This window comes from Geobacillus zalihae NBRC 101842, assembly GCF_001544135.1.
Lineage (GTDB): Bacteria > Bacillota > Bacilli > Bacillales > Anoxybacillaceae > Geobacillus > Geobacillus zalihae.
On sequence record NZ_BCPV01000083.1, the window covers coordinates 1 to 13,593 of the forward strand.

General features: G+C 38.5%; 13 protein-coding genes and 1 pseudogene. 3 read left to right on the plus strand and 11 right to left on the minus strand.

Translation table 11 applies throughout. The features are described 5' to 3' along the window. Positions 1-152 precede the first annotated feature (152 nt). The 6 genes from GZ1_RS16160 to GZ1_RS18565 all read right to left on the minus strand — a co-directional run bounded on the left by GZ1_RS16160 (position 153) and on the right by GZ1_RS18565 (position 6,840). Positions 153-2,291 carry a heavy metal translocating P-type ATPase gene (locus tag GZ1_RS16160; RefSeq protein WP_011230089.1) on the minus strand — a complete coding sequence of 713 codons (2,139 nt, stop codon included), beginning with the start codon at positions 2,289-2,291 and terminating at the stop codon, positions 153-155. Next, positions 2,284-2,652 (minus strand): ArsR/SmtB family transcription factor, encoded by a 369-nt coding sequence (locus GZ1_RS16165; RefSeq protein ID WP_011230088.1) that lies wholly within the window; start codon positions 2,650-2,652, stop codon positions 2,284-2,286. Before GZ1_RS16165 ends, GZ1_RS16160 begins: the two co-directional genes overlap by 8 nt. 223 nt (positions 2,653-2,875) lie before the next feature. After that, the gene (locus GZ1_RS16170; RefSeq protein ID WP_021322481.1) at positions 2,876-4,228 is read right to left on the minus strand and encodes an Nramp family divalent metal transporter; all 1,353 of its coding nucleotides are present in this window, start codon (positions 4,226-4,228) and stop codon (positions 2,876-2,878) included. 325 nt (positions 4,229-4,553) lie between these two features. Next, entirely contained in the window at positions 4,554-5,600 is a 1,047-nt protein-coding gene (locus GZ1_RS16175; protein ID WP_011230086.1) for a flavin-containing monooxygenase, read from the minus strand. A 25-nt stretch (positions 5,601-5,625) separates the two neighbouring features. Further along, entirely contained in the window at positions 5,626-6,576 is a 951-nt protein-coding gene (locus GZ1_RS16180) for a cation diffusion facilitator family transporter (protein ID WP_025039323.1), read from the minus strand. 12 nt (positions 6,577-6,588) lie between these two features. Then, positions 6,589-6,840, minus strand: a complete 252-nt coding sequence (locus GZ1_RS18565; protein ID WP_223810962.1) for an ArsR/SmtB family transcription factor — start codon at positions 6,838-6,840, stop codon at positions 6,589-6,591. A 148-nt stretch (positions 6,841-6,988) separates the two neighbouring features. Here GZ1_RS18565 and GZ1_RS16185 point away from each other — a divergent pair, with 148 nt between their 5' ends. Continuing rightward, positions 6,989-7,942: a cation diffusion facilitator family transporter gene (locus GZ1_RS16185; protein ID WP_020279752.1), complete on the plus strand. Its 954-nt coding sequence runs from the start codon at positions 6,989-6,991 to the stop codon at positions 7,940-7,942. 23 nt (positions 7,943-7,965) lie between these two features. Here GZ1_RS16185 and GZ1_RS19700 read toward each other — a convergent pair whose 3' ends face one another. Beyond that, positions 7,966-8,091 carry a hypothetical protein gene (locus tag GZ1_RS19700; protein ID WP_020279753.1) on the minus strand — a complete coding sequence of 42 codons (126 nt, stop codon included), beginning with the start codon at positions 8,089-8,091 and terminating at the stop codon, positions 7,966-7,968. A gap of 420 nt (positions 8,092-8,511) precedes the next feature. Between GZ1_RS19700 and GZ1_RS16190 the strand changes: the two genes are divergently transcribed. Together GZ1_RS16190 and GZ1_RS16195 are read left to right on the plus strand one after the other, a co-directional pair. Then, positions 8,512-8,799 (plus strand): metal-sensing transcriptional repressor, encoded by a 288-nt coding sequence (locus GZ1_RS16190; protein ID WP_060788883.1) that lies wholly within the window; start codon positions 8,512-8,514, stop codon positions 8,797-8,799. Between the two features lie 29 nt (positions 8,800-8,828). Beyond that, entirely contained in the window at positions 8,829-10,193 is a 1,365-nt protein-coding gene (locus GZ1_RS16195; RefSeq protein WP_020279754.1) for an MATE family efflux transporter, read from the plus strand. Positions 10,194-10,356: 163 nt separating this feature from the next. On the opposite strand, the gene GZ1_RS16200 is transcribed toward GZ1_RS16195, so the two are convergent. The 4 genes and pseudogenes from GZ1_RS16200 to GZ1_RS19705 all read right to left on the minus strand — a co-directional run bounded on the left by GZ1_RS16200 (position 10,357) and on the right by GZ1_RS19705 (position 13,528). Continuing rightward, positions 10,357-11,079, minus strand: a complete 723-nt coding sequence (locus GZ1_RS16200) for a ZIP family metal transporter (RefSeq protein ID WP_020754472.1) — start codon at positions 11,077-11,079, stop codon at positions 10,357-10,359. Positions 11,080-11,454: 375 nt separating this feature from the next. Continuing rightward, complete coding sequence (locus GZ1_RS16205; protein WP_011230081.1) at positions 11,455-11,928, minus strand: PCYCGC domain-containing protein; 474 nt, start codon at positions 11,926-11,928, stop codon at positions 11,455-11,457. Positions 11,929-12,245: 317 nt separating this feature from the next. Beyond that, positions 12,246-12,665 (minus strand): annotated as a pseudogene (locus GZ1_RS16210) (transposase); the annotation flags it as partial. A gap of 230 nt (positions 12,666-12,895) precedes the next feature. Next, positions 12,896-13,528: a hypothetical protein gene (locus GZ1_RS19705; protein ID WP_021322734.1), complete on the minus strand. Its 633-nt coding sequence runs from the start codon at positions 13,526-13,528 to the stop codon at positions 12,896-12,898. Positions 13,529-13,593 lie beyond the last annotated feature (65 nt).

The following is a 13,593-nucleotide window of genomic DNA, read 5'->3' on the forward strand; positions in this document are numbered from 1 at the left end:
TGTGAGTAAGATCTCTAAAATTTAGGTCATTTGTTTTGTTAGTTTTGACTGTTTTTAATCAGGGCTTTGTTAAATTTCAATGTTGATTTTTAAACCACACAAAAAGACCGAAATAAATTCGGTCTTTTTGTGTGTCTTCTTCAACTATTGCATTATTCTTTCACATTTAGCAATCGCATGCTGTTTAATGTTACGATTAATGTTGCTCCCATATCCGCAAATATCGCTAACCATAACGTTAACCAACCAGGTACAATTAACAATAACGCCAGCACCTTAATGCCCAAAGAGAAGGTAATGTTTTGCTTAATAATTGCTAAAGCCTTGCGGCTCAATTTAATCGTATATGGCAATTTACTTAAATCATCAGACATTAAAGCAATATCGGCTGTTTCAAGGGCTGTATCGGTTCCAGCACCACCCATTGCCACACCAACGGTTGAAGCTGCAAGAGCTGGTGCATCGTTCACACCATCTCCAACCATCGCAACACTTCGATACTTGTCGCGAAGCTCTTTGATGAAATTCAGTTTATCTTCTGGAAGTAAATCGGCTTTAATATCGGAAACACCGACTTGTTTTCCGATGGCTTCGGCTGTTCTTTGGTTATCTCCCGTCAGCATCACCGTTTTTTCAATACCGACTTGATGAAGTTTTCGAATAACCTCTTTGGATGATTCTCTTATTTCGTCTGCCACGGCAATTAACGCCAGAATTTCTTTTTCCGTTCCTAATGCCATGACCGTTTTCCCTTGTATTTGAAGGGTTGTAATTTGTTCTTTTATTTCTGATTGGATGCCATTTGGAAGAAGTTCTTCAAAAAGACCTGGACTTCCGACATAATACATTGCGTTATTTACTTTGGCTTTGACCCCTTTACCTGTAATGGATTGGAATTCTTCAACCGATACATCATTAAAATTCAATCCATCTTCTTCTGCTTTTCTTATAATGGCGGAAGCAAGTGGATGTTGTGAGCCTTTTTCAATGGCTGCTGTAATGGTCATTAGTTCATTTTCATTGCCATTATAAGTGACTACATCGGTGACGGAAGGAATACCTTTTGTTAATGTTCCTGTTTTATCAAAAGCAATCACTTTTAAGTTTCCTGCTTCCTCTAAATAAATACCACCTTTAATTAACACACCGTTTTTCGCTGCATTTCCAATGGCAGTTACAATCGAAACAGGCGTGGAAATAACCAACGCACACGGACAACCAACCACTAATACAGCTAGACCTCGATAAATCCATTCGCTCCAATCAGCACCCATAAATAATGGAGGAATAACGGCTAGTAAAAGAGCAAAAATGATAATGGCTGGTGTATAGTATTTGGCAAAACGATCTACAAACGCTTGAGAAGGTGCTCGTTCTGCTTGAGCTTCTTCCACTAAATGGATGATTTTCGAAAGAGTTGTATCTTCCACTCGTTTTGTAACTTTTACTTCCAATAACCCTTCTTCATTCAATGTTCCTGCAAAGACTTCATCACCGACTGTTTTGGTTACTGGAACACTTTCTCCCGTAATGGCAGCCTGATTTAGCGTAGATGTACCCTTGATGACGATTCCATCCATCGCTAATTTCTGACCAGGCTTTACGATCATAATATCTCCGACTTGAATATCGTCAACAGGGACCATCATTTCTTCATTTCCGCGACGAATTAATGCTTCTTTTGGAGCAATATCCATCAACGATTCAATGGATTGACGAGCTTTATCCATGGAATAACGCTCTAAGGCTTCGCTAATGGCGAATAGAATAACAACCGTTGCACCTTCTCCCCATTCACCAATCGCTGCAGCTCCTAAAATCGCCACTGTCATCAGCGTATTCATATCAAAATTCAATCGAACTAGGTTTTTGAAACCTTTTATAAATAACGAATATCCACCGATTAAAATTGCTGCAGCATATCCAATTGTCGCAAAGATATGCTCTTCTCCGTATTGCTTCCCTAAAAACCAACTGATCACAAGCAAAACGGCGGAAATATACACTTTAATGTTCTCTTTTTGCTTCCAAAAAGGTTCACGCTTGACTGCTTTTTCTTTATCTTCCCGAACCTTTAAGTTTTCAAAAGCTCCTGCTTTTTCTAATTCTTCGATGGTTGTTGTACCCCAAACGGTAATTTTAGATGCTCCAAAGTTTACTTTAGCATCTTGAACACCTGGCAATGATTTTACATTATTTTCAAACTTTGCCGCACAGTTTGCACAAGTAAATCCTTGAACACGGTAGGTTTTCGCTTCTGATTTAGATAATTTTGCTTGTTGTTCAGACACGGACTTTCACCTCTTTATCATGTGCTAACGCAATCATGATTAACTGCTTAATATGGTCATCATCCAGCGAATAAAATGCTAGCTTTCCTTCTTTTCGATACTTTACAATCCCTTGTTTATAAAGAGTCCGTAAATGATGGGAAGTGGTTGCAACAGAAGCCCCAATGATATTGGCAATATCACATACACATAACTCTTCATCTTGGCAAAGTGAATAGGCAATTTTTGCCCTATTTTCATCTGCCAGTGCTTTAAACAACAGGACAACACTGGATATATCTTCTTTTTGCAATTCCCCTTGTATTCGATTGACTTTTTCTTCGTCATAACAATAAATTTCACATGTATCTTTCTTACTCATTCATTATCCCCCTTTCATATTCAAATTTCCGTTTGAATATATTATACCTCATTTCTTTTATTATTCAAACATTTATTTGAATGAAAAACAAAAAAGAATTGGATGTAAAAAATCAACCTAATATTTACCAGGCATTTCATTTAATTAGCTACATCAAAAAATTCTATTAGCTAAAAACAATAAACCTCATTATCCGCAAAAAGATAATGAGGTTTACTATTTCTTAACCAAAGAATGTTTGGAACAATAAATATGCGTTTAAGCTGATAATCACCATCGCTACCATCCAAGCAAGAACTTTCAACCATAATGGATTTGCGAACTCGCCCATTTTCTTTTTATCGCTAGTGAATTGAACGAGAGGCACTACCGCGAAAGAGAGCTGTAAAGAAAGAATAACTTGGCTCAAAATAAGTAATTGAGCCGTTCCGCTTTCGCCATAAAGAGCAGTTACAACAACGGCTGGGACAATGGCAATCAATCGAGTGATCAGCCTTCTTAACCAAGCAGGAAGGCGAATGTTTAGAAAACCTTCCATCACAATTTGACCAGCTAAGGTTCCTGTTAATGTGGAGTTTTGACCAGAAGCCAACAAAGCAACTCCAAATAAAATACTTCCAAGTGTTGTTCCAAGCAGTGGAGCAAGCAAGTGATAAGCATCTTCAATCTCCGCAACATCTTTCATTCCTGCTTTATGGAATGTAGCAGCAGAAACAATAAGGATAGATGCATTAATAAATAAAGCGAAAAAGAGTGCAATGGTTGAATCCCAAGTGGCATATTTGATCGCTTGTCGTTTACCCGAGCTGGTTTGTTCGTATTGACGTGTCTGCACAATGGAAGAATGCAGATAAAGATTATGAGGCATTACGGTTGCACCTAAAATACCGATTGCAATATAGAGCATGGATGGATTGTTAATAATCTCTGGGCTTGGAACAAATCCCTTCAATATGCCACCTACATCTGGCTTAGAAAGAAAGATTTCAGTCACAAAGCAAGCACCAATGGTTAGAATTAAAACAATTACCAACGTTTCAATATAACGAAACCCTTTATTCTGTAATAGCAATACGACCAGTACATCCAGAGCTGTAATAATCACTCCATATATTAACGGAATGCCAAACAACAATTTCAAAGCGATTGCCGAACCGATCACTTCGGCTAGATCACAAGCTGCGATTGCCAACTCGCATAAAACCCATAAGATCATTGCTACAGGCTTGCTGTAATGGTCGCGACAAGCTTGGGCTAAATCCCTTCCCGTTACAATTCCCAACTTGCCAGCCAATGCTTGAAGCAATATTGCCATTAAATTGGAAAGCAAAATAACGGAAAGCAACGTGTATCCGAACTGGGAACCTCCTGCGATATCAGTCGCCCAGTTTCCCGGGTCCATATACCCCACGGCAACTAAGTATCCTGGTCCAGCAAACGCAAGAAACTTTTTCATCCAAGAACCCGTTTTTGGTATACGCAAACTTCTATATACTTCGGGCAATGTTGGTTGTGTCCGTTTCTTTCTCCAACCTTCCTCAACGACTAACGGCAGTTTTTTTTTATTTTCACTCATGATGATCACCTCATGATTGGTTTTCGCTAAATATTTTGCATTAAGGAAACTTTTGGGGTAAAAAAATTTGCTCCTACAACTTAGAATTAGATATATGTAAGAGCAAAGAAAATGTTGCCTAAATAAATTGTACATCAGAAACTTTTTTAGTCAATGGAAACTTTTATCGTTTGTTAGTTTAAGATCGCTAAAATATTGAACAAGGTACTGACCTTGTTCAAACCATTTAATGATATTTGAAGCTTATGTTTGAATGAATACTCTCCCACTTACGCTAAGCTTAGAAGGGCTATAAAAAGTTCTAACCACAACATTGCAAGCACCTTCAATGGTTTAAAATATCATTTATCAAATACTCTGCATCGGCACCCACTCCTCCAATAAGAGCAGATCCCCTTCGATACTGCCACGGCAATCCCAAGAAGTACAATCCTTTCACAGAAGTTACCCCTCTTTGGTGAATGGGCTTTCCTCTATGGTCTAAAACATTCGGAATTTGAATCCAACTGTAATCAGAATAAAATCCAGTTGCCCAAATGACATTTTGAACTTGAATTTGACTGTTATCTGCAAAAGAAATAACATCTCCTAAAATACTTTCTGTTCTGGGTTTAATTTTAATTTTGCCTTCTTGTATTAAATGTTTCAGTTCTTTACCGAAAATAGGGTCACTTTGCTTACTGATAAACTGACCTAACGAGCTGTTGATATGGACATTTAATAAACCTAATTTTTTAAACCACCAGAAAATACTTTTACCCATTATTTCAAGTGGAAAGAACTTCATTTTATGACCTACAGATAAATAAACTTCTCTGTCTTCGGACAATTCAACAGCAATTTGTGCCCCTGAATTTCCCGCACCGACTACCAAAACAGAGCCTTCTTGTAATTGAGATGGATTCAAATAACGGGATGTATGCACTTGATACACTTTATCGGATAAGCTTTCTGCAAATGGTGGAATGTATGGCTTTTGGAAAGGACCCGTTGCTACAACCACTTTCTCTGCCACATAATTACCATTATTGGTTGTAACTTTAAAAATCTCATCTTCTTTTTGAAGGGAAATGACTTCTGTGTTCAGATGAATAGGTAATTCAAATTTTTGAGCATAATCCTCTAAATAATCGGCAATTTCATCCTTGGTTGGATATCCGTTCGGGTCACCCTTTAAAGCCATTCCTGGCAAAGAACTGAACCAGCGAGGAGTAAAAAGAACTAAGGAATCATATCGGTTTCTCCAAACATCTCCGATTCGATTTTCCTTGCCAACAATGGCAAACAATATATTATTTTGTTTCAGATAATATCCCATCGCTAGTCCTGCCTGACTAGCACCGATAACCAGAACATCAACGATGTGTTGCATTTTATCACCTCTCTTCTGAAAAGGATTAAACTTTCATTTCCCCGTGATGGATTTGAGAGGTTTCAATTTGAATGGTTGCATGCTGAATTTTAAAGTGGTCCTCAATAAAATGGATCGCTTCTTGTAAAACCTTTTGGCTGTCTTGATGATCTTCAATCAAAATATGGCAACTTAATGAGTCTAACCCTGAAGTAATTGTCCAAATATGAAGGTCGTGAACGTTAATCACTCCTTCAATACTTTCTAAGGCTTTTTTCACTTCATTTTGGTCAATGGTAATTGGCGTTCCTTCCATCAAAATGTGAACCGTATGTTTAATCACTCCCCAAGCGCCTTTCAAGATTAATAAGGCAACCAAAATGGAAATAATGGGGTCAGCGACATACCAACTAAAGAGCCACATGACAAGCCCAGCGATGATAGCACCTACGGAACCCAAAGCGTCACCGATCACATGAAGATAGGCACTACGCAGATTGACATTATTTTTTACATCCCCTTTTTTCATTAACGCCCAGGCACTTAAAAGATTGGCAAAAAGTCCAATGGACGCAATCAGCATCATAGAGCCGCTAGCTACGGTTGGTGGGTTGTAAAAACGCTGAATAGCCTCCCATACGATAAACCCAGCGATAACAAACAAGGTAACTCCATTAAATAAAGCGGCTAAAATTTCAAAACGATAAAAGCCATACGTTTTATTTGGGGAAGCTGGTTTGGTGGCAAACCAAATTGCAACTAAGCTAAGAACAAGTGAACTGGCATCACTAAGCATATGACCAGAGTCAGAAAGAAGGGCTAGGCTGTTTGTGATTAAACCTCCAAAAAACTCTAATAACATAATTCCAGCGGTAATGAGAAGGGCAATCGTAAGCCCTTTTTTATTACCTTCTCTGCCGTGGTCGTGGTGATGGTGTCCGTGGTGATGGTGATGACCATGGTGGTCGTGAGAATGATGGTGGTGATGATGCACGATAAAATTGCCTCCTTAATGATGTTCAGCATGGTCAATGGCTTGTTTTAATAATGAAATAACGTGTTCGTCATCGCAGGAGTAAAACAGTGTTTTTCCTTCACGGCGATACTTAACCAGTCTCAGATTTCGTAACATACTAAGCTGATGGGAAACGGCTGATTGAGACATTTCCAACACTTCTGCAATGTGATTGACATTGCACTCTTCTTGCGATAACAAATAAAGAATTTTGATTCTTGTTGGATCAGATAATACCTTAAATATTTACGATACATTTTCAATGGTTTCAGATTTTAAGAAAGAATGGTCTTCTGTCTTCATGATGATTTCCCTCACCTTATTTATTATATATGAGCATATGTTCATATGTATGTATCATATTTTACATTCATTTTTTTGTCAAGTTTAGGAAATGTTTTTAATGAAAATGTATGATTTAGCTCATAATGAATGGAAGGAGGCTGATGATATGGGACACAATCATAATCATTCCCACGTACCGGATAACAAAAAGGGATTAATGATCGCTCTTCTTATTACTTCGGGGATAACGGTTTTGGAGTTCTTTGGCGGACTATTGACGAATAGCCTAGCATTATTATCAGACGCAGGGCATATGTTAAGCGATATTGGCTCTCTAGCTTTGAGCTTAGTCGCTATGTGGTTCGCCGCAAGACCACCTTCTCCACGAAAAACATACGGTTTTTACCGATTTGAAATACTGGCAGCTCTGTTGAATGGACTGCTCTTATTCGTCATTGCGGGATTTATTTCTTACGAAGCTTATAAACGTTTTTTTGAACCTCCAACAGTCTCAAGCGGTACAATGATGCTCATTGCTACCATTGGATTGTTGGCAAACATGACTAGCGCATTTATTTTAACAAAAAAGAGTGATACCAAAGAAAATGTAAATGTGCGAAGTGCCTATTTGCATATTATCTCTGATGCATTAGGTGCAGTTGGGGCAATCGTGGCAGGGATTGTAATGTACTTCTTCGGCTGGTATGTGGCTGACCCCATCATCAGTGTTGTCGTGTCGCTATTAATCCTAAAAAGCGCTTGGGGTGTAGTAAGCAGCTCCTTCCACATCCTGATGGAAGGAACGCCGATTACCATTGATATGGAGAAAGTAAAGCAAACGCTTCAGTCCATTGAGGGGGTAAAAGATGTTCACGATTTACACGTCTGGACAATCACCTCTGGGTTGGATTCGCTCAGTTGCCATTTGCTCATCGATGATACCAAGGATAGTCAGGACATTTTGAAACAGTCTATCCAACGGATTGAAGAAGAATTTCACATCTTGCATACGACCATTCAAGTGGAAAAATCGGACTTGCAACATGCCGATTTAAGGGTATAAAAAGGACAGCAGTGAGCTGTCCTTTAAAATATCAGCACATCTTTTGTAAATTCTTCTTCAAGTTCCCGTATGACGTTATCCTCATTACTTGTTTGTTGTATTTGTTCCTCTTTTTTTTCTGTTTCTTTCTTGTCTTTATCCCTGTTCATTAGAAACCTCCGTATGAATGCAGTTTATCGATCGATTCAAAATGACCGCTTTTTATTGTTCGTTTTGGGTTTCATTTTTAGCATCCTCCTTGTTACGTTCTGTATACCATATCATCCCCACATTTTAGTTGTGTCACATCCGCTTTCATATTTTTAGCGATGTCTTGTGATATGACAAGAAAAAAGACGTTCCAAAACTGTTTTAAGTTTGAACGCCAATTTGCTTGTCATTTTAATCTTTCCACCTCTTAACTGAACCCGTTATTTTATGTCGGTCTTTTTTCTTTTCCATCTTGAACTATCGATTCCCGTTAGTGCAATAGGTGACTTCATGATGTAAAGATTCATCTTTTTTAGGTGGGATTTTTTATAATGACATATCCCCCATGGGGGGATATTATTATTTAAGGAGGGATTAGTATGAGTGAAAAAAATCGTGAACATAGTCATCGACACAATCATGAACATAAATACCGAAAACAAGTTATTAACCGATTAGCAAGAATCGAAGGACACGTTAGAGCTATTAAGGAAATGGCTGCTGAAGGGCGTGATTGTCCAGATATTCTTTTGCAAATTGCAGCAGTTAGAAAAGCTTTGGATAGCACGGCAAAAGTGATCTTTGCAGACCATATGGAAAGTTGTCTTGTTGATGCCGTACACCAAGGCAATGAAGATCAAGTATTAAACGATTTAAAAAAGCTTTAGATAATTTCATACGTTAGGAAGTGATTGATATGCTTTCAGAACGCATTATTCAGGAGCAAACAACCAAACAAAAGATTTCCATGATCATTTCCTTGGCTGTTCCAGCCATGATTGAAAATATTCTCCAAACTGTGGTTGGTTTTGTCGATACTCTTTTTGTTTCTAAACTCGGATTAAATGAAGTCACCGCAGTTGGTGTGGCTAATGCTGTCTTAGCTGTATATATCGCGGTTTTTATGGCAATCGGAGTAGGTACGTCCTCGCTTGTTGCTCGTTATATAGGAGCCGGGGATTTTGAAAAGGCAAAGGCTGTAGCAAAACAATCAACTTGGATTTCTTCTATAGCAGGCTTATTATTGGGTATTATTACTTTATTGTTTGCTGAACCACTACTTCGAATAATGGGTGCGGAACCCAATGTTTTGGCTGATGGAACCGTTTATTTTCGTATTGTTGCGGGACCATCCATTTTCATTTCCCTTATGTTTATTTTTGGAAGTATTTTAAGAGCTGCTGGGGATACAAAAACACCAATGAAAGTTAGTTGGTGGATTAATTTTATTCATATTGCATTAGATTACATCCTCATATTCGGACTAGGGTTTAATGGGTTTGGGGTTGCCGGTGCAGCTTGGGCAACGGTAATTGTTCGTATTCTAGGTGCAATCGCTCTTTATTATTACATTAAAAAGTCCAAAGTTTCTTTCTCGATTTTTGGCGGTACGTCAAGTAAATCATTTACTTCTCCAATTTTAAAGTTATCTGGACCGGCAGCAGCAGAAAGGCTTATTATGCGTTTGGGTCAGGTACTCTATTTTGGATTGATTGTCCGAATCGGTACCGAAACCTATGCCGCTCATACAATTGCAGGAAATATTGAAACCTTTTCTTATATGCCGGGTTATGGCTTAGCTGTAGCTGCTACGACATTGGTAGGGCAAAGCATTGGGGCTAAACTTGAAAAAGAAGCTTATAAATACGGAATGCTAACCACAGGAATTGCCGTAGGGTTTATGTCCTTCGTCGGAATTATATTGTTTTTCTTTTCACCTTGGTTCGCAGCTTGGTTTACCACAGATAAAAACGCAATCGATATGGTGACTACGGCATTAAGAATTGATGCATTTGCTCAACCAGCGTTGGCTGTTGGCTTAGTTTTAGCAGGTGCTTTACAGGGGGCAGGAGATACCAAAAGTCCAATGTACAGTACAGCTATAGGAATGTGGATCATTCGTGTTGTAGGTGTTTATATATTGGGAATTCAATTAGGAATGGGTATAGTTGGTGTTTGGTTATCGATAGCTATAGATTTATTTGTTCGTGCCATCTTTTTGTTCTTTATGTTTAAAAAGCGAATGTTTTATCTATCTAATCAAGGAGAATATCAGCACTAATCAAATAAATGGGGGAAAGGTTCTATCGAAAATCTTTACCCCAAAAAAACTATACCTATAATGGAACATTATTGCCAGTTAGTCATCCTTAGAGCGAGCTTCACCACAGATGATGGGAGTTCATTCGTCTTTCCATGGAAAACAACCATGCTTTTAACAGAGCCTACAGAAAAAATAAGTAAAATGAAACCAATACAAAACCGATTATAGCTATGATAACGCAGTATATTTTTGTAGATGTGCGTAAAGCTGTTCCGAAAATCTCTTTTCCCGTCACGGAAAGCATGACCCCCATCGCCAACGCGATAATCATTGCTACTAGCCAAGGGACCCCCATTCCATAATTGCTTCCTATGAAGGCTCCAACTCCTACGGGGGCGGAGGCTATGGTTGCCCCAAGTATGATGCTGAGAATTCCAAACCCAGCCATCAGCAAGGGAGTAAAAACAGCAATACCTTCTGGAATATTGTGAAGCATAATCGCAGTCATCATTGGTTTAGTCAATGAATCGTGAGTATTGGCTCCAAGTGCGATGCCTGTTGGAAAATTGTGTAGGGCAATACTGAATGTTAAAAATAGACCAGAATGTACAAATAAGTCTTTTTTAGCGTCATTGGTAATAATGATCACATGATGGGAAACCTTTTCTAGATGCTTATAAATAAAATAACCAAAAATCAATCCGACAATAGCAATAAACCAACCTCCAATTTCTATGCTTTCAGGCAAAATTTCCATCGTGACCAGTCCAAATATCATACCACTACATACTGAAAAAATGGTTGGCGTTCCTTTTTGCCAGCCTTTAAACAACCAAGCAATCACTCCGCCAGATAACATTCCAATAGCAGAAGCAGAAAACCCTAAAAGCCAAAGTGAGTTCATCCATCATCCCCCTTGTACTATATAGATGCAATTTGAAGCTTTACCATTTGCAGCTTTTAGCGGGCGTTTGATCGACTGTCGGGCGACCGAACAACGCCGCTTCACAGACACATATATGAGTCTGTGAAGCAGGCGGTTGTTCTGTTCTCCGTCACGCCAAGGCGTGACGGAGAAGCCTGTGGCTTGCCTGCGACAGTCGAAAAGGGATAAACCGCTTTTCCGTCAAGGATATGGTAAACTTCTTCGTTGCATCTATATAAGTTGTCTTTACTTTTATATCTGCCAAACTTATAAAATATGCCTTAAGAAAACAAAAAATCCTCCACCGTGGGAGGATTGTAAAGCCTTCGTTTTCGGAAAAGTGAGGTTTGTTTATTATAAAGGCATTGGAGTTTTAGTTGGTTTTGCGTAACCTTCTTTGTACTTTTCATCAATGTAATGGCGAATTTCCTTTATAGACTTACCTTCTTGTTTCATTTTAATGGATTCCGCTGCGATTTGTAAGCAAACACCACAACGAGTACCGTGGTCATCCCAGACAACAGAACCATCTTTATTGATTTTTTTGACAAAGCAATTCATACTACTTTTATGTCCCGCACTCTCGGCACAACCGCAATAACAAGGAATCCATTGTAACAACTCTATTGATTTGCCAGCAGCTTGATATACCAAGCGGACCTCTTCACTTTGACCTTTCAAAAAGGTCGGTAAAACGTCAGCAGAAGCAGTTTTTTCTTGCAAATCCCCATTGGAAGAATGCTCTTGATGTGATTGTTCTTTATTGGAACTGCAAGCCGAAATGATCAAAGTGAGCAGAAGTAAAACAATCATTCCCTTATATTTCATCCTTGTCACCTCTTATAACATTAGACATGACTAATATATCATAAGGGGTGGACATATTCAGCGTAATAATAAATTGTTCAAAATATTGTCAATTTATAAAGCTAAATCAACATATTATATTAGTCAACTATAATATGATCAGTTATAATAGGTACCGTCAAGAATTTTGTGTAATGCAAGATAGATAGGGTATCTCTGAAATGGATTTGGAATGGATAGGGGACTAGTTTCCTCCACACGAGGGACTGAATATTCAGTCTATTGCGCAGAAAGGGAGAATCCCCTTATCGTATTGGTTTGATATTTACATTATTTGGTTAATTGTAACGTTCTTCAAACATTCGCTCGAGGGCTTCCTGTGCTTCGGCAAATCCTCTTAACTTTCGCCCTGCCCATTTCTCATTAAAATCTTGGATGGTCAAATACACGACTTTTTCCGCGGCTTCTAAACTGCTCAAACTGTTCATCGGCTTTAGACGTTTCCGAATCTCTTTGATCGTTCGTTCAATGGCATTGGTTGTATAAATCACACTTCGAATACTGCTCGGATAGTCCATAAAGGTGAGAAGGACATCCAACTCATTTGCCCACGATTGGACTTCCCTTGGGTATTTGTGAGACCATTTGGATTGAAACTGTTGAAACATCTCCAATGCGATTTCTTTATTCGGAGAACGATAAATGAGTTTCAGGTCCTCCGCCATTTCGAATTGATCTTTTTTCCGAACACAACGGAGATAGCAGCCGTTTCTCCTATTCGGTGTTCGAGCCTGTTCGATTTCGAGGAAATGTTTGATTTCTTCCCGCATAATCAGCTCTAATTTTTCTTTCACAAATTGACGAATAACACTTTCCAGTTGATTTGCCCAGTCGACATTCGGTATACTTCTTTTAGACATAGGTAGGGTTCTCCTTTCTCTAAGATTTTTGGTCCAATCAGAGAATACCCTACCTTTTTTCTTTTGTTCTAGCAAAATGTTTTACACAAACTTTTATACATCACCAATCGGTCAGGGTGACTTTTTGGTAATACTGCTTGCTGATATAACTTGTGTTTAAGCATTGAATGGATTGGCAATTTGCGAATTTTTTCTATGTTTATCAAACTTCCTTCATTTTCCCGGGCTTTTTTGATTATGTCAAAAGGAATATCCGGATGGACAAAATAATTTTCAATCTCAGCTTGAGTAACTCCCAGCTTTCGGGCTATCGTGACAACCTTTACTCCGCTATTAACCATTTGATCAATCAACATATGTTTGTCTAACCACTTTGTTGTTTGATGATGGAACATCCTCCTTAGCAACTTAATTCGTTGTTCCGTTTCATTCGAATATCGCTGAATAACGCAAAATATTTTTGGGCACCTTTTATGCATTTCATTCATTTTTTTATATGCTAAGTATTCTGGGTACCCCGCAACTAACCAATATTTATCTTCCGTTCGATCCTTTTCAACAATAACATGGCTGCTTAACTGATCCCCTCCCTCTAATATTTTGACCATTTTCTCTACTGCTCTTTTTGAAACATTTTCAACGTATATGGGGACAATTTTATCTAATTCAATGGATTCCATCCAAATCCCATCAAGCTTCATTCGTACCCCTCCCCATCATATTTTGTAAAACTATATGAGAAGGGAAATTTGTCTAATAACTCACA